Raw genomic sequence first — 16355 nt, 5'->3', positions numbered from 1 at the left:
CTCGCCCGCGCGACGCCACCACGTCCCATTCGCTGACTCGACCTCGGAGGTCATCGTGCCCAACCCTCTCGTGTCCCTCGCCGCTACTGCAGCGGGTATCGGTGCCGGCGTGTTCGGCAAGAAGCTCATCGAGTCCGGCTGGGGAGCCGTCTTCGGGGAGGACGCTCCAACGAACCAGGTGACGAAGTCATCGGCGAAGGACACGAAGGCTCGCCGCAAGCAGGCGAAGAAGGACGGCCTCAGCAAGGAAGAGATCGCCGAGATCCGCGACCCGCAGGAGGACCTGCCGGTGTGGAAGGTGATGCTGTGGACAACTCTGTCCGGGGCGGTGCTGCAGGGGCTACGTCTGGCGGCGCGCCGCGCAGCCGCACAGGGCACGGAGCGCCTCACGCAGCGCCGCCCGCGCCCGAACCGCGGCTGACCCTGCTCCGCCCTGTCGGTGACTGTCTGCGCCAGCGTGGACAGCGCCCGACGCATGCCCGCGCCTGCACGGCCCGCTCCCACTGACACCCTGATTCATGACTGCGGGCCCGCCCGGATCATCCGGACGGGCCCGCAGAATGCTCTGGGGTGACGCGCTCAGAACTCCGAGACGTCGGTGGTGGCGTGTTCGGTGTCGAGCGCTTCACCGGTCACCAGGAAGCCGACGCGACGCACGATGGAGACGGCGTGGTCGCCGAAGCGCTCGTAGAAGCGCCCCAGGAGAGTGAGGTCCACGACCTCATCCTGCGTGTAGTCGTTCTCCCGGTTGATGGACCGAATGATGTCCTGCAGCATGTCGTCGAGCTTCTCGTCACCGTTCTCCACGGAGGCGGCGAGGGCAAGGTCACGGGTGCGAATCACAGAGGCGGCGTCGGTCGCAGCGGTGGACGCAAGCTCCGCCATCTCGCGAACGTGGTCACGCAGGGACTCGGGCACGGCAACGACGGGGTGACGTCGGCGGGCCACAAGCGCAATATGCGCGGCCAGATCGCCCATACGCTCGAGCGAGGAGCTGATGCGCAGCGACGCCACGAGCAGACGCAGGTCGGTGGCGACAGGCGACTGGCGGGCCAGCAGCTCAACAACCTTCGCGTCGAGCTCAGACTGGCGCTCATCGATGTTGACGTCGGCGGCGATCACGCGCTCAGCCAGGGCGATGTCGCTCTCCAGCAGCGCGGTGGTGGCGTCGTCGAGGGCGGTGCGGGCCAGGCCCGCCAGGTCCACGAGATCATCGACCAGGTTGACCAGGTCGCTCTGGTAGGCCTCACGCATGGTGGGTCTCTCCTTTATCGGTGGTGTGCTCCGCCTGCCGAGTCTGGCAAGGCCGGATGAACGATCCTCGCACTCAGGTGAACCATCGGCGGAGCCCAGGTGAACTCATGGTTCCCAGTGTGCCGCTTCCGGCTGCGATCGTCATCCTGGCGCTTCTGCGGGCCTAGGCTGGTGCAGTGCCTTCTACTGCGCTGCTGATTCTCGCCGGACTGATCGGTCTGGTGATCGGCTGTGCCGCGGCGATGGCGTTGCTGCGCGCGGATCGTCGTGCCCCGCTCGAGGATCCGGACCCGTCGGATCCCGTGGTCCCGGCGCCAGCGGCCGAAGTGCTGGCGATCTTGTCCTCCGCCTATGTGGTGATGGATGCCAGCGGCGATGTCGTGCGCGCCTCTCCCCTCGCGTACTCCTACGGCATCGTGCGCGCGGGCGGCAACGACTACCCGCGCCTGGCAGGCAAGGAACTGATGGAGCTCGCGGCCGATGTGGCTCGCAACGGCGGTTTCCGGGATGAACGCATCACCATTCGCCGCTCTGCCCGAGATGACTCAGATGCCGTGCTCGACGTGCGCCTGGGAGCACTCGGCTCGCGCGGCGTCCTGCTGCTCGCCGATGACCTCACCCGCGCCACGCGCGTGGAGGAGACGCGTCGTGACTTCGTGGCCAATGTGTCCCATGAGCTGAAGACACCGGTCGGTGCCATCACGCTCCTTGCGGAAACGATGGAGGACGCCGCCGAGGACCCCGATGCTGTGCGCCGTTTCGCCGAGCGGATGCAGATGGAGTCACGGCGCCTGTCACATCTGGTGCAGGAGATCATCGAGCTGTCGCGTGTGCAGGGCGGCTCCTCGCTGCCGAATGCGGAAGCAGTGGAGATCGACGACGTGGTCGCGGAGGCGGTTGCCCTGAACCGCAACTTCGCCCTCGGTTCGCGGATCGAGGTGGTCGTCGGCGGCGCCACCGGGCTGCGGGTCTTCGGTTCGGAAGCGATGCTCACCACCGCTTTGTCGAACCTGATCTCGAATGCGATCACCTACTCCGAGGCGGAGACTCGGGTGGGGCTCAGCGTGCGCCGCCACGGGGGTATGGTCGAGATCGCGGTGAAGGATCAGGGCATCGGGATCTCCAAGGAGCATCTGGAACGAGTCTTCGAACGGTTCTTCCGGGTGGATCGGGCACGGTCACGCGAGACCGGCGGTTCCGGCCTGGGGCTCGCGATCGTCAAGCACATCGCCACCGATCATGGCGGAGATGTGACCGCCTGGTCGATGCCCGGTCAGGGGTCGACGTTCACGCTGCGCATCCCTGAGATGGGGCGCACGGAGGAGATCACCGTTTCCGGCGCGACCTCACCGGAGCACTCACGTACGGTGTATGTACGGACCACCACCAGTGAGGGAGACTGAGCGCGATGACACGGATCCTGATCGTCGAGGACGAGGAGTCCTTCTCCGATCCGCTCTCCTACACGCTCCGCAAAGAGGGGTATGAGGTGGCCATCGCCAATAACGGCACGGACGGCCTGCGCATCTTTTCCGCCCATGGCGCGGACCTAGTGCTGCTGGACCTGATGCTGCCGGGCATGAGCGGCACCGAGGTGTGCCGCGAGATCCGCCGCACCTCGAGCGTGCCGGTGATCATGCTGACCGCGAAGGACGATGAGTTCGACAAGGTGCTGGGCCTCGAGCTCGGGGCCGACGACTACGTCACCAAGCCGTACTCCTCCCGTGAGCTGCTCGCGCGGATCAAGGCAGTGCTGCGCCGCGGCCAGGACACACGCGCCGACGAGCAGGACACCCTGCTGACGGCGGGGCACATCACCATGGATGTGGAGCGCCACGTGGTGCTGATCCACGGCGAGGAGACGGCGCTGCCACTGAAGGAGTTCGAGCTGCTGGAGATGCTGCTGCGCAATGTGGACCGCGTGCTGACACGCGGTCAGCTCATCGACCGGGTGTGGGGCGCGAACTACGTGGGTGACACGAAGACTCTTGACGTGCACGTCAAGCGGTTGCGCGCGAAGATCGAGGATGACCCGAAGAACCCGGTGCACCTGGTGACGGTGCGGGGCCTGGGCTACAAGTTCGAGTCACTGACCCACTGACGCTGGGGCCGGCGCTGCAGCGCGGCACCGCACGCGTTCGCGGGAGATGTCTCGTCGCGGGTGAGGTGGGGTTGCACGGCGTGGCCGCGCGGGCGGTTCACTGCTTGTAGTGATCCAGAGTGTCGTCGAGCACGGGGATCGTGATGACGGCTTCTCCGTCTGCGCCAGCGACCTTGAGGTCCATCACGGCGCCGGGCTCGACGTCGAGCTGTCCGATCTCCGCTAGCTGCTGATCGTCGGCATCACCGAGCGTCACCACACCACCGGCGGGCACGGACACAGAGGTGGAGAAGGCAACGGTGCCATCGTCGGAGCCCTCGAGCTCGACAGTGACGTCGTCGGTGGTGTAGTTCGCGACGCTGCCCAGCAGCTGTGCGGAGCCATCCGGGCCAACCAGCACGAGCATGTTGCGCGCTCCTACGGCGAGCTGGCCGTTCTGGTTGATATTGGCGTTGGTACCGTCGGCCGCCTGGTAGAACTCGTGGGTCTGTACCGGGTTCATGTAGGTGCAACCTGTCGCACCCAGGGCAAGGCCAAGGGCGGCTGCGGTGAGCGCGAGGGAACGGCGAGGACGCACGATGACTCCTGTTCCACTCCGACGGAGCGTCGGGCAATGCGATCGAGGTATGGCGCTCCGATGTACCGCTCGTGAGCAGATCACACGGACGGGGCGCCCGGCCCAGGGTATCGCACCACGGGGACGTGACGGATCGTCACCACCGAGACGGCGCGAACGGTGATCGGATGGTGACCTCACCGAGGTTCCCACGCGGCGTGTCGCTGGCGCACCGGCAGATCTTGGGCCGCCGCTGCCCCCAAAGCCTCGCATCGACGGGGCACCCGAAATCCCCTCGCAGGGCTCTCACCTGGGGAGATGCCGGAAGCGGGGCATGATATCACCCACATACGTGGTAGACTGGCCTGCGGAAAGGGGATCATCCACATGAATTTTGCCGTCGGCGAGACCGTTGTCTACCCGCACCACGGTGCGGCCCGGATCGAAGAGGTCAAGACCCGCACCATCAAGGGTGAGGACCGCACGTATCTCAAGCTCAAGGTGGCGCAGGGAGATCTGACCATCGAGGTCCCCGCAGACAACGTTGACATGGTCGGCGTGCGCGACGTCGTGGACAAGGAAGGCCTCGAGGAGGTCTTCGAGGTGCTGCGGCAGCCGTACGTGGAGGAGCCCACGAACTGGTCGCGCCGCTACAAGGCGAACGTTGAGAAGCTCGCCTCGGGCGATATGAAGAAGGTGGCGGAGGTCGTGCGCGATCTGTGGCGTCGCGATCAGGATCGCGGCCTGTCCGCCGGGGAGAAGCGCATGCTCTCCAAGGCGCGCCAGATTCTCGTCTCCGAGCTCGCTCTCGCCGAGAAGACCGATGAGGCCAACGCCGAGTCGATTCTCGACGAGGTGCTCGCCTCCTGACATCTGCGCGGGTTGTCCGTCCGCGCCTGCGCACCATGACCGTGCACACCATTGTCCCGGCCCTGGCCCTCTCGGGTCAGGGCCGTCGGCTGTGCGCTCTGGAGCATCTGGGAGAGCGCACACTGCTCGCCCATCTACTAGAAACGCTGCATCAGATCGGGCTCAGCCAACCTCTCGTGCTTGTCCCGGCCCAGAAGGCCGATCAGGTGAGTGACATCGACCTGCCGCCGCATCGCGTGGTGACGGTGCCGGGAGCAGATCCTGACCGCCGTGAAGGACTTCGCTGTGCCCTCGCCGAGCTTGGCAGCGCCGGGCCTGAGCAGACGGTCATGATCCATGATGCGGAGCGTGCCCTGGTCCCCGCGGACACGATCCAGGCAGTCATCGAAGCCGATGACCCATCGTCGGTCGATGGCGTGGTGCCCGTGATCGACATGACCGACTCGGTCAAAGCGGTCCGTTCAGAGGGTCTGGTGAACATCGACCGCTCGACGCTCGCCACCGTGCAATGTCCCCGCTTGCTGCGACGCTCCGTGCTCGACGATGCGCTCTCACAGCCGGCGCCGGCACAGGCGGGCCGCGGGGCGGGGCACGGCATGTTCGATGAGGTGCAAGCGGGGCTCGCTCGGGGCGCTCGCCTTCGCACGGTGCCAGGCACGCATCGAGGTTTCGCGATCGCAGACAGGCTCAGCCTGTGGCAGGCACAGATCGCCCTCGGCATCGCTCGCGACACCACACACCGCCACGGCCTCAGCCGACGCTGACACAGCGTTGCTGACCGAGCCCTCGCGTCTCGTGTGAACTCGTGTCGGCCTACAGTTCGGTCTGCAGGGCGACCGGTCCCACACCCACGCGATCCACGCGTGCGCGATGGGACCTGCACTCAGTCGGGGGTCTCAGCGCGTGCGGCTGCGGTGCACGGCCCGCAGCTCATCCAGCATCCGCAGAGGCTTGGACAGCGTGCGCCACGGCAGGGTCTTCGCCACCTCCCCGGGGTCCCGCCGCAGACGACGCATGAGGCGGCCGGGCTTCGAGGAGATCCGCTGACGCAGATCGGGCAGATAGTCCTCACTCACGTCAAGCCGCGTAACGGCGCCGCAGGCGGTGCATTGGATCTCTGAGACGAAACGGCCGGCGTAGACCACCACATGCTCCGACTCCTGCTCACATGCGGTGCACCGAAGAAAGCTCTCCTGCACGCTCATGTCGCCTCCTCACCCTGTCCGCAAACCTAACGCGGCCACGACGTCCTGAGCCAGGAGCAGGTCCTGCGCGTACGTGATCTTGAAGTTCGTCTCCTCACCGAGAACCCAGGCTGTGGGGATATCGGTGTACTCCTGGGCGCACGAGGCGGTATCGGTGCCGACGAACCCGTCGCGGGCAGCCGCCTCATAGGCGTCAAGGATCGTCACCGCATGGAAGCCCTGCGGGGTCTGGACACGCAGCAGGGTGTCGGGCTCGACCACGCCGGTACGCAGACGGTCCTCGCCGTCACGGGCGGCAACGTCACGGGCGGGGAGAGCGGGGACCGCTCCCCCATGGTCGATCGCGGCGTGCAGCACAGCTGCCGCGAGGCCGTGGGAGACCAGTGGGCGGGCGGCGTCATGAATGAGGACGGTGCGCACATGTCCCGCGTCGATGCGGTCGGCAAGATGGCGAAGAGCCAGCAGCTCGGATTCCTGCCGGGTGTCGCCACCGGTGATGATCTCCAACGGCAGCTCGGTCTCGCGTTCGGCCACGAAGCGGGCAGCCTCACGATCCTCTGGCCGCACGACGAACACGAGGGTTCCCACGCCGTCCACACTGCCCAGAGTGTTGATCCCCCAGCTGGCGATCGACCGGCCGGACAGCGGCAAAAACGCCTTATTGATGCCTGCGCCGACGCGGGTGCCGGACCCGCCGGCCAGCACAACACCGGCGGCGTGTCCGCGCAGGCGTTGGGCGCGGCCTCGAGCTCGAGTGGTCACACAGGCATGGTAGAGCCCTCAGGGCTCAGAGGACTCGTCCGCGCCCCGCGGCGTCATGCCACAATCCCGGTGACTCGTGGAGGTGTACATGACCAGCAGTGAGCAGAACCCGACCTCTCCGTCCGGCCAGGAGACCACTCGGCCCATCCCGGCGTTACCGCGCGTGGGAGTGGGAACAGACGCGCATGCTCTGGCCGACCCCGGGTCGGACCGCCCCTTGTGGGTAGCGGGATTGCACTGGCCAGGCGAGCGTGGCCTGGTCGGCCATTCAGATGCCGATGTCGCATGCCATGCCGCCTGCGATGCGCTGTTCAGTGCAGCGGGCATCGGGGACCTGGGGGCGCATTTCGGCACCGACCGCCCCGAGCTCGCCGGCGCCTCGGGACTCACGCTGCTGGCGGAGGCAGCGCGGCTGGTGCGCGAGGCCGGATTCGAGATCGGAAACATCGCGGTCCAGGTGATCGCGAATCGCCCGCCGATCTCCCGGCGTCGCGAGGAGGCACAACGTGCTCTGTCCACGGCGGTGGGCGCGCCCGTGTCCGTCTCCGGCACCACGACCGACGGTATGGGCATGACCGGGCGAAGCGAGGGCGCCGCCGCGGTGGCGACTGCTCTGGTGGTTGCCCGACCCTGAACTGAGCACGTCGCGACACCGACCCGCAGCCGGCCCACCGCGTGGCCACGTGTCACCCGATGTCCCGCTGTGCAGCGCGTTGAGCGCTCGGCGGCAGTGCCGGCGGCACGGTACCGTTGACGGCCGTGACTGCCCCCTCGCATCCCCTGCCCACGGCCGCTGACATCGAGCACGCCGCTGAGGCGCTGCGCCCACTGATCCATCGCACCCCGTTGCACCGTTCGGAGCGGCTGAGCGACCTGGCCGGGGCGCCCGTGTGGGTGAAGCGTGAGGACCTGCAGCCGGTGCGGTCCTACAAGCTGCGCGGCGCCCAGCTGTTCCTCCAGCAACTGTCGGCGACGCAGCGTGACGCCGGTGTGGTGGCGGCCAGCGCTGGAAACCATGCCCAAGGCGTGGCGCTCGCGTGCCGGCAACTCGGCGTGGACGGCCGGATCTATGTTCCCTCCAGCACGCCCCGGCAGAAGCGTGAACGGATCCTTGCGCACGGCGGGGACCGAGTCGAGCTGGTGCTCGCCGGTGATGCCTACGACGATGCCGCGGAGGCTGCGGCACAGGACGTGGAACGCACCGGCGCCACCATGGTCCCGCCCTTCGACTCCCCCACCATCATGGCGGGGCAGGGCACGGTTGCAGCGGAGGCCGTCGAGCAGCTGCGCTCTGAGCAGGGGCGCGAGCCCGGGGCGGTGGTTCTGCCGGTGGGTGGCGGCGGATTGCTGGCCGGCTGCGGGCTGTGGCTTCGTGAGCGTGTTCCGTCGGCCCGTGTGATCGGTGTGGAGCCGGCCGGGGCGCAGTCACTGCAGGCGGCGCGGGAGGTTGGGCATCCGGTGACGCTGGCATCAATGGAGAGGTTCGTCGACGGCGCCGCCGTGCGTCGTGTGGGTGAGCATCCTTTCCGTGCGGTGCAGATGATCGAGCCGGAGCTGCTGGCGATCGACGAAGGTGCAGTGTGCACGGAGATGCTAGCGCTGTACCAGGTGGACGGGATCATCGTGGAGCCGGCCGGGGCACTCGCATGCGCTGCGGTTGCGACGGGCCAGGTGCGTCCCCACGCCGGCGAGGATCTGGTGGTGGTGATCTCCGGCGGGAACAACGACGTCTCCCGCTACAGCGAGATCGTGGAGCGGTCCCTCGTGCACGAGGGACTCAAACACTACTTCCTGGTGACGTTCCCGCAGGAGCCGGGGGCACTGCGCCGGTTCCTGGATCGCGTGCTCGGGCCCGACGACGACATCACACTGTTCGACTACATCAAACGCAGCAACCGCGAGGAAGGCCCCGCGCTGGTGGGCCTCGAGATCGGGTCGAAGGACGCGCTCGAACCGCTGCTGGGGCGGATGGCCGCCAGCGGGATGAGCATCGAGCGGATCGACCCGAACGACCCGATCTACCGGTACCTGACCTGAGCTTCCGGTAGGGACAACGACGCGGCCGACCCAGGGTGGGACCGGCCGCGTCGTCTGCACGTCGGTGCGGGCGCTCACCGTGTGCCCGCACGGGCAGGCTCAGGTGCCGCTATCTCGCCGCCGACGGGCCAGCAGCGCACCGCCGATGAGTAGAGCGAGCGCGACAGCAGCAAGGCCTACGACCTCGACACCGGTGCGCGCCATGCGGCCACTTCTCATCGGCTGCTCGGCCGACGTTTCAGGCCGTTGGCCCGGCTGAGTGCCGTGCTGACCGGGATCGCCCTGACCTTGGTCGCCCGCACCTCCGGGCTGGCCCTGGTCATCGGTACCGTGGTCGCCGGCGCCCTGGTCATCCCGGTCACCGGGCTGCTCCTGATCGCCCGGGTTCTCCGTGCCGGGGTTCTCCGTACCGGGATCATCTGCACCCGGATCCTCTGTGCCCGGGTCCTCTGTTCCCGGGCCTTCCGTGTCCGGATCGTCGGGAGTGGCGGTCTCCTGGTCCAGAACGAACACCGCGACAGTGCGCGCGGGGATGGAGACCGTGCCATTGTCCAGGCTCGCGGTCTTCACGATCTCATCGGAGCCCTCGGCCTGCACGGAGTGCAGACGGTAGGTCTTCCCATCAAGACCGGGGATCACCTCCGTGATCGCCTCTGGGGAGACGTTGAAGACGGTCACGATGTCCTGCAGCGAGGGATCCACGTCCTCACCGACGGCGTCGTTGATTCGCATCACCATCAGGCCAGGTGTAGCCTCGGGACCGCTGCCCGGGAAGGTAACCTTCTGCTGGATGCGCTCCGCAGTGCCGAGGGAGAACAGCGGCGAGCTGGAGCGGATCCGCAGCAGGTCCATGCTGATCGCGCTCGAGTGCGCGATCTGATCCGGAGATGGCTGCAGCGCCTCCTGCGCGAGGAGCGGGCCGGTGATGTGCCAGTCGGCCTCGTTCTTCTCCGCTGGCGGCAGGCCCACCCCCTGGTTGTTGGTCTGCATGGACCAGTCCAGGGTGTTGAAGTGGTCGCCGGAGTTGTAGGAGTCGCGGTCCATGGACTTCGAGCGCAACAGGTCGGTGCCGCCATGCCAGAAGCTCGGCGACTGGCCGAGGGCTACGGTTGCCAGGGACACGTTGTTCATCCGAATGCGATCGTCGACCGACGTGTCCTGCGGGAGTTTCCACAGGCCGAAGTCCCACAGCGTCTCGTTGTCGTGGGCGTCGACATAGTTGACCGACTCGGCGGGTTGGCTGGCGTACCCGGCCGGGGCGCCGTTGTAGTCGATCTCGCTGCCCTTCTGCTCTATACCTGCGCTGGTCACAAATGTGTAGTCCTTGAGGTTTCCGGCCATGCTGAGGCGGACGAGATCAGTACGGTGCAGCAGATCGGCGCGCCGTTCCTCCTCGGACGCCTGGGAGATGCCGTTGGGGTCGGTGTAGCCGCCGGTGCCGAAGCCCTGCCCCTCGCGCTTGTCGGAGTCGAACGGCCCGCCGCCGTGGACAGCGTCGCGCAGACGGTCATTGAAGGCGCCGATGCCGGTGCCATCGAGCTGCCCCTGGGTCGCCTGGGTGAAGCGGGAGTTGTCGGCGACCTCGCCGAAGTTCCACCCCTCGCCGTACAGGTAGATGCTTGTGCCATCCACGCCGTCCTTCTCGACGGTGAGGGCGTCCAGGGCCTCACGGATCGCAACCATGTTGTCGCGGCTGTGGTGACCCATGAGGTCGAAGCGGAAGCCGTCGACCTTGTAGTCACGGGCCCACATGACGATCGAGTCGACCATCAGGTCCTGAGCGAACGCGTGCTCGGTGGCCACGTTCTGGCAGCAGGTGGACGTTTCGACTGAGCCGGTCGGCGATAGGCGGTGGTAGTAGCCGGGCACGACCTGGTCGAGCACACTCTTGGGGTCCTGGCCCGAGGCTGCGGTGTGGTTGAAGACCTGGTCGAGAACGACTCCAAGACCGGCCTGGTGCAGTGAGCCGACCATGGTGCGGAACTCGACGGTACGAGCGGCACCATCCTGGTGAGCGGTGGAGGCGTAGGAGCCCTCCGGGGTCGAGAAGTGGAACGGGTCATAGCCCCAGTTGAATGCATCCCGGGCCTTGACCGCGTTGACGGCGGCCTGCTGCTCGGTGGAATCGCGGCCCGCATTGGCCGGAATGGTCGGGACCTCCTGCTTGCTGCGGTCCTCCTCGATGGTGGCGATATCGAAGGTGGGCAACAGGTGCACAGTGGTCAGGCCTGCGTCAGCGAGCTCCCGCAAGTGCGACATGCCGGCGGAGTCCTCGACACCGAACGCGGCGTACGTGCCGCGCAGCTCTTCCGGGACAGTCTCATCGCTGATGGAAAAGTCACGCACGTGCAGCTCATAGATGGTCTGCGCGGCAGGATTCGACACGGGTGCGGACTGGTTCTCGGTCCACACGGCCGGGGCGTTCGCCGGGTCCTTCAGGTCCACGATGACACTGGCGGTGGAGTTCTGCATCAGGCCCACCGAATATGGGTCCGTGACCCGGTTGTGCTCGACCTGGCCTGTCGTGGGTACGTACACCTCGACGTCGTACAGGTAGCTGTGGCCTACGAGCGACGCGGGGCCGGTGAAGGTCCAGGAGCCGTCGGCTTCGCGGGTCATCGGTTCCGTTCGCTCGGTGGCGGTGCCTGGGTCGAGGATGAGACCGACATTCTTCGCGGTTGGCGCCCACACGTTGAGCGAGACGCCATCGCTGGTGACAGTCAGACCGCGTGGGACGCTGGCCTCGCCCACCTTGTCGGCGTAGAGAGCATCGATCACACCGGCGCTCTGCAGGCCCGTGAACACGGTAACCTCGCCGGACGCAGTGCGCTGGATGACCAGGTTTTGGCCGGTCAGCAGGTCAGCGGCGACCTCGGCGGTCAGTGGCTCACCGTGTGCCGTGGCCCGCAACGCCAGGTAGCTCTTCAGCTGCTGACGATAGACAAGCTGGTCTGTGGTCAGGCCCTTCGCATCGACGGTGAGGTCGGCGATCTTGGCGCCGCCCACGACCTGCCCGTCGGCCAGAGAAAGACCACCGGTAGGGGCGTTCCACAGCTCGAGGGTGGTGCCCTCGGCGGTGGCGTCGAGATTGTCGGGCCAGGCGACGACGTCGGGGGCGAGCCAGTATCCGAGAGACTGGCCGGCGCCAGTAGCCGGAGGATCCTCGACGTCGATCTGGAGCATATGAGTCTCTCGGGTGTAGGTGAAGGTGACGGTCTTGCCTGCGGCAACGGACATCTGGTAGTTCGCGCCACCCTGTGCACCATCCGCGCCGTAGTTGACGTCCCATGACTGGGATTCGGAGACCTTGAGCTCGTAGGAACCCTCGGGGATGCGGTTGGTGGAGAAGGTGTACACGCCGTCACCGTCACTGTCGCGCATCCAGGTGGCGAGGCAGTCCGGTGCCCAGTCATCGCCGCAGCCGAGCGACTGATTGAAGGAGCCGGGCAACGTGGTGAAGGGGCCCTGCGCGGAGTTCTGCACCTCGTGGGTGACGGGGTCGTAGAGGAAGGTCAGAGGTCCACCCTCATGGGTGTAGGCGATGTTGTCACCTCCCGAGGCGCCGCCCGTGCCGTAGCTCTCGTCCCAGCTGAGGTTGTGTGCGACCTTGAACTCGTAGTCGCCGGCGGGGATGTCGAAGGTACCGGTGAACAGCCCAATGGACTCGTCCCAGGTGAGCTCCGCCTCGGCGCAGGAGGGCAGCCAGTCCTCCGAACAGCCCATGGCCGTGTTGTGGCTTCCGGGCAGAGTGACGGTGGCCGGGGCTTCCGCACGGGCAGGCGCGATGGCGCCGACCGTCGGTACGAGAAGTGCCAGCGTGCTCACAACGACGAGCACGATCCGTGACCACGTCACCGCCCGAGCGGTGTGCGCTGTCGGCGTCACAGGTCGCTCCTTTGCGATGTGGATGGGGAGATCCTGCGGGCAGGCAAGGGGCCGGTGCAGGGTCTGCCCCAGCATTCCAGGTCAGACTCGACAGCTCCAGGCCGTTAGGCCCGTCGTTGCCGTCATTGTGCGGCGCGACGAGCCTCCACGGCGGAGCGGACGATATCGTCGAGGGTCTTGGTGGACGACCAGCCGAGCGTCTCGCGGATGCGGTCGGTGGAGCAGATCAGGCGAGCCGGGTCGCCGGGACGACGCTCGCCGATCGTCGGCGTGATCTCCTGTCCGAGCGCCCGGCCGATCGCCTCGATCACCTCAAGCACGCTCGAACCGGTGCCGGTGCCGACGTTGAACACCCGGTGGGGGCGCTCCTCGCCGCGGAGGTACTCGAGTGCGGCGATATGCGCATCGGCCAGGTCCAGCACATGCACGTAGTCGCGGATGCAGGTGCCGTCGGGGGTGTTGTAGTCGTTCCCGAACACGATCGGCGTCTTCCCCTGTTCGAGGGCATCTAGCACGATCGGCACGAGATTCATCACCAGGGTGTCGGCGAGCTCCGGCCAGCCAGCGCCGGCCACATTGAAGTAGCGCAGTGCCACGGTGCGCAGGTCGTGGGCACGCTCGGCATCGGCCAGCATCCATTCACCCACGTACTTGGTGGCTCCGTAGGGGTTGATCGGCTGCGGGGTGAGGTCCTCCGTCACGAGATCCACATCGGGCATGCCGTAGACCGCTGCGGAGGAGGAGAACACCACGTCGCGCACACCGGCGGTGGCGCAGGCCTCGAGCACATGCGCGAGACCGGCCACATTGTCGTGCCAGTACATCTCCGGCTTCGCCACAGACTCCCCGACCTGCTTATGGGCGGCGAAGTGGATCACGGCGTTGGCGCCGGAGGCTTTCATCTGGAATGCGAGCTTCTCCGCCGCATCAGGCCGAGTCACGTCGAGCTCGACGAGCTCCGCGCCCGTCGTGCGCTCACGGAACCCGGTGGACAGATCGTCGATGACGACGACCCTCTCTCCCTTCTCCAACAGCAGCCGCACCACGTGCGACCCGATGTACCCGGCACCACCGATCACGAGAGTCGTCATGGCGTCAGCATAGCGAGCTGGCTCACAGGCGGAGCGGGACCCCGCCATCATCCGCATCGAACCCCGCCGCACGCTACACCCAGCTCCGATCCTCCCGGAGGGGCGCAGACAGGAGCACATCAGTACGTTCCACGCTTCAAGACACCGTCTCCAACTACTTGATGTATCCGTAGTCCCCGTAGGCGGTCATCACGCCCTTGTTCGTCACGCGGACGAGAAGGTACTGCGTCCAGCCGACACCCTTGACCGGCGTTCCCCGCACAGTCATGTCTGCTAGCGCGTGCCTCGTCGAAGAAGAGATCTTGCGTTGGACCTTGGGAGCACCGCAACTAAGCAAGTAGTTGCAGGCACCCCCATAGACGCGGTCGATGGTGAACTTTCCTGACGCGCGAGTTCCGTCGAAATAGAACGACGCTGTCCCGATCAGGTAGATAGCCTTCACCAAGCATTGAGTGTAGAAAACCTTGCCGCCAGAAGACTTCTTTGATGCACATCCGACATCCTTCACCGCGACGGCGTAAGGACGGATGTTGGCTCCGCCGTCATCCCGGTACTCACCCTCAGTCCGAGCCGAAGATCCACTGCCCGCCGATGCGGACACGAAAGTCGACGTTGAACCGCCTGCATATTAAACCCAAGTAACACCACAACAACGCCCGCTATGAACGCACGACTACCCTTGTTCAGTATCTTCATCTTTTACCACCCCGCTTCCCGGTGGAAGAGCGCCGAATCATCCTTACCACCCCGACGCCCAGGGCCACAGCCAAAACAACCCAACCGAGCCCGAACAGCACTTCGGCGAACATAGGAAATGTAAGCGTCATGAAACCACCTCATCGTTAGTTGCCCGCACGCTCCGCAATCAGAGTGCCAAAGTGAGCATCCCGCTATCCAGAAACTAGCACCTAGGCGGATGCTGCGGCACCCTTTTCCGGATCATCGTGAGCCACCCGCTGCACCAGTCGAGCCACCCGGGAAGGCCAATCAGAGCTGCGGTCACCGCCTCACGGCAGGCCTACCCAAAGGCGGGTCATACCATGCAAGGCCAGCGTCTGCCCCCGTGCGATCAGGTCCAGGAGCTCGAGACCGGGCGTCCTTCTGCATAGCCGGCGGCGCCCTGCAGGCCGATCACGGCGCGTTCCCGGAACTCAGCGGTGGTGCGCGCACCAGCGTAGGTGTAGGACGAGCGCACCCCCGCGGTGATCGCATCGATCAGATCCTCCACGCCTCCGGCGCCCTCAGCCAGGTACATGCGGGACGTGGAGATGCCCTCCTCGAACAGGCTCTTACGGGCACGCGCGAAGGCATCCTCCTGCGCGGTGCGCTGGGAGACGGCGCGCTTGGACGCCATGCCGAAGGACTCCTTGTAGCGTCGCCCCGTCTCATCGGTGCGCATCTGTCCGGGCGACTCATAGGTGCCGGCGAGCCAGGAGCCGATCATCACGTTGGAGGCGCCGGCAGCGAGAGCGAGCGCCACGTCCCGAGGATGCCGCACACCGCCGTCGGCCCAGATGTGATGCCCGCTCGCGGCGGCTTCCCGGGCACACTCGAGCACCGCGGAGAACTGCGGACGGCCCACACCGGTCATCATGCGCGTGGTGCACATCGCTCCCGGGCCCACACCGACCTTCACGATGTCGGCCCCCGCATCGAGCAGATCGCGGGTGCCCTCCGCGGTCACGATGTTGCCGGCCACCAGTCGAACCGGGGTGGAATCCGCCTCGCCGATCTCCTCGCGGGCCAGGCGCAGCGCCTCGATCATGCGCTCCTGATGTCCATGGGCGGTGTCCAGCACGATCACGTCAGTGCCGGCGTCAATGAGCTCCCGCACGCGCCGGCGGATGTCGGCGTTGATGCCAACAGCGACGGCAGCGCGCAGTCGGCCCTGCTCATCTGTGGCGGGCCGGTAGATCGTCGAGCGCAGCACACCGCGGGAGGTGAGGATGCCGCGCAGCGACCCGTCGGCCTCCAGCACGAGCGCCGCATCGTGATGCGTGGCGGCGATCCGCGCATGCACAGCGGCGGGGTCACCAGCAGCCTCGTCGGGGCTCAGGCGCAGCACGTCTTCGCTGAGCACATCGCTGACCCGGGCGAAGGTGTCGCGTCCGGCGATCTCATGCTCGCTCACCACCCCCAGCGGCCGGCGCTGCTCATCCACGACCACCACCACGCCATGCGGTCGCTTGGGCAGCAGATCGGCAGCCTGGCCGAGCGTGCCGTCTGGCCCGAGGGTCAGAGCGCGGTCCACCAGCAGGTCACGCTCCTTGAGGGAGCGCACAATCGACTCGATTCGCTCCGGGGCAAGGTCCTGCGGCAGCACGGCGAGTCCGCCGCGGCGCGCCATCACCTCGGCCATGCGTCGCCCGGTGACCGCGGTCATGTTCGCGGCGATCAGCGGGATGGTGGTGCCGGTGCCGTCATCACTGGCGAGGTCCACGTCGAAGCGGCTGGTCACTGCCGAACGCGCAGGCAGGAAGAAGCAGTCGTCGTAGGTGAGGTCCGTGGTGGGCGTATGGATCAGGCGCATGGACTCCACGATAGAGACCCCACGGGTACTGCGGGGCTGACAGCGCACACCACACGTATTCACG

15 protein-coding genes are annotated in these 16355 nt (G+C 66.8%); 7 read left to right on the top strand and 8 right to left on the bottom strand.

The annotated features are described in order from the left end of the window. Positions 1-55 precede the first annotated feature (55 nt). A complete protein-coding gene (locus tag C8271_RS03980; RefSeq protein WP_106506204.1) occupies positions 56-421 on the top strand; it encodes a DUF4235 domain-containing protein in 366 nt (121 codons plus the stop codon). A gap of 158 nt (positions 422-579) precedes the next feature. Here the strand turns inward: C8271_RS03980 and phoU are convergent, their stop codons facing one another. Then, positions 580-1254: a phosphate signaling complex protein PhoU gene (gene phoU, locus C8271_RS03975; RefSeq protein ID WP_106506203.1), complete on the bottom strand. Its 675-nt coding sequence runs from the start codon at positions 1252-1254 to the stop codon at positions 580-582. Between the two features lie 176 nt (positions 1255-1430). Here phoU and C8271_RS03970 point away from each other — a divergent pair, with 176 nt between their 5' ends. Both C8271_RS03970 and C8271_RS03965 read left to right on the top strand, forming a co-directional pair. Continuing rightward, positions 1431-2657: a sensor histidine kinase gene (locus C8271_RS03970; protein ID WP_106506202.1), complete on the top strand. Its 1227-nt coding sequence runs from the start codon at positions 1431-1433 to the stop codon at positions 2655-2657. Between the two features lie 5 nt (positions 2658-2662). Then, complete coding sequence (locus tag C8271_RS03965) at positions 2663-3355, top strand: response regulator transcription factor (protein WP_106506201.1); 693 nt, start codon at positions 2663-2665, stop codon at positions 3353-3355. 97 nt (positions 3356-3452) lie between these two features. Here the strand turns inward: C8271_RS03965 and C8271_RS03960 are convergent, their stop codons facing one another. Further along, a complete protein-coding gene (locus tag C8271_RS03960) occupies positions 3453-3932 on the bottom strand; it encodes a hypothetical protein (RefSeq protein WP_245920863.1) in 480 nt (159 codons plus the stop codon). A 366-nt stretch (positions 3933-4298) separates the two neighbouring features. On the opposite strand from C8271_RS03960, the gene C8271_RS03955 reads away from it, so the two are divergent. Further along, complete coding sequence (locus tag C8271_RS03955) at positions 4299-4781, top strand: CarD family transcriptional regulator (protein WP_106506200.1); 483 nt, start codon at positions 4299-4301, stop codon at positions 4779-4781. A 35-nt stretch (positions 4782-4816) separates the two neighbouring features. Next, positions 4817-5545, top strand: a complete 729-nt coding sequence (locus C8271_RS03950; protein ID WP_106506199.1) for an IspD/TarI family cytidylyltransferase — start codon at positions 4817-4819, stop codon at positions 5543-5545. A 132-nt stretch (positions 5546-5677) separates the two neighbouring features. On the opposite strand, the gene C8271_RS03945 is transcribed toward C8271_RS03950, so the two are convergent. Then, complete coding sequence (locus C8271_RS03945) at positions 5678-5986, bottom strand: hypothetical protein (protein WP_106506198.1); 309 nt, start codon at positions 5984-5986, stop codon at positions 5678-5680. A 9-nt stretch (positions 5987-5995) separates the two neighbouring features. Continuing rightward, the gene (locus C8271_RS03940; protein ID WP_106506197.1) at positions 5996-6748 is read right to left on the bottom strand and encodes an IspD/TarI family cytidylyltransferase; all 753 of its coding nucleotides are present in this window, start codon (positions 6746-6748) and stop codon (positions 5996-5998) included. A gap of 88 nt (positions 6749-6836) precedes the next feature. On the opposite strand from C8271_RS03940, the gene ispF reads away from it, so the two are divergent. Continuing rightward, the gene (gene ispF / locus C8271_RS03935; protein WP_106506196.1) at positions 6837-7382 is read left to right on the top strand and encodes a 2-C-methyl-D-erythritol 2,4-cyclodiphosphate synthase; all 546 of its coding nucleotides are present in this window, start codon (positions 6837-6839) and stop codon (positions 7380-7382) included. A 125-nt stretch (positions 7383-7507) separates the two neighbouring features. Continuing rightward, the gene (gene ilvA, locus C8271_RS03930; RefSeq protein ID WP_425428183.1) at positions 7508-8785 is read left to right on the top strand and encodes a threonine ammonia-lyase IlvA; all 1278 of its coding nucleotides are present in this window, start codon (positions 7508-7510) and stop codon (positions 8783-8785) included. 99 nt (positions 8786-8884) lie between these two features. On the opposite strand, the gene pulA is transcribed toward ilvA, so the two are convergent. From pulA to C8271_RS03910, 4 genes are all read right to left on the bottom strand, one after another. Continuing rightward, complete coding sequence (gene pulA, locus C8271_RS03925) at positions 8885-12670, bottom strand: pullulanase-type alpha-1,6-glucosidase (RefSeq protein WP_245920861.1); 3786 nt, start codon at positions 12668-12670, stop codon at positions 8885-8887. A 122-nt stretch (positions 12671-12792) separates the two neighbouring features. Then, positions 12793-13761, bottom strand: a complete 969-nt coding sequence (gene galE / locus C8271_RS03920) for a UDP-glucose 4-epimerase GalE (protein ID WP_106507869.1) — start codon at positions 13759-13761, stop codon at positions 12793-12795. A 154-nt stretch (positions 13762-13915) separates the two neighbouring features. Next, positions 13916-14206, bottom strand: a complete 291-nt coding sequence (locus tag C8271_RS03915) for a hypothetical protein (protein ID WP_170957796.1) — start codon at positions 14204-14206, stop codon at positions 13916-13918. Between the two features lie 624 nt (positions 14207-14830). Further along, on the bottom strand, positions 14831-16291 hold the full coding sequence (locus C8271_RS03910) for a GuaB1 family IMP dehydrogenase-related protein (protein WP_106506194.1): 1461 nt from the start codon (positions 16289-16291) through the stop codon (positions 14831-14833). Between the last annotated feature and the right edge of the window lie 64 nt (positions 16292-16355).

This window comes from Brachybacterium timonense (assembly GCF_900258505.1).
GTDB lineage: Bacteria > Actinomycetota > Actinomycetes > Actinomycetales > Dermabacteraceae > Brachybacterium > Brachybacterium timonense.
Note: the sequence above shows the minus strand (reverse complement) of the source record. Positions and strands in the feature narration are given on the sequence as shown.

Bases quoted from the DNA above. Each gene is read 5' to 3' on its own strand.
- phoU (WP_106506203.1), bottom strand. From the start codon at position 1,254: ATGCGTGAGGCCTACCAGAGCGACCTGGTCAACCTGGTCGATGATCTC.
- C8271_RS03965 (WP_106506201.1), top strand. From the start codon at position 2,663: ATGACACGGATCCTGATCGTCGAGGACGAGGAGTCCTTCTCCGATCCG.
- C8271_RS03955 (WP_106506200.1), top strand. From the start codon at position 4,299: ATGAATTTTGCCGTCGGCGAGACCGTTGTCTACCCGCACCACGGTGCG.
- C8271_RS03950 (WP_106506199.1), top strand. From the start codon at position 4,817: ATGACCGTGCACACCATTGTCCCGGCCCTGGCCCTCTCGGGTCAGGGC.
- C8271_RS03945 (WP_106506198.1), bottom strand. From the start codon at position 5,986: ATGAGCGTGCAGGAGAGCTTTCTTCGGTGCACCGCATGTGAGCAGGAG.
- ispF (WP_106506196.1), top strand. From the start codon at position 6,837: ATGACCAGCAGTGAGCAGAACCCGACCTCTCCGTCCGGCCAGGAGACC.
- galE (WP_106507869.1), bottom strand. From the start codon at position 13,761: ATGACGACTCTCGTGATCGGTGGTGCCGGGTACATCGGGTCGCACGTG.
- C8271_RS03910 (WP_106506194.1), bottom strand. From the start codon at position 16,291: ATGCGCCTGATCCATACGCCCACCACGGACCTCACCTACGACGACTGC.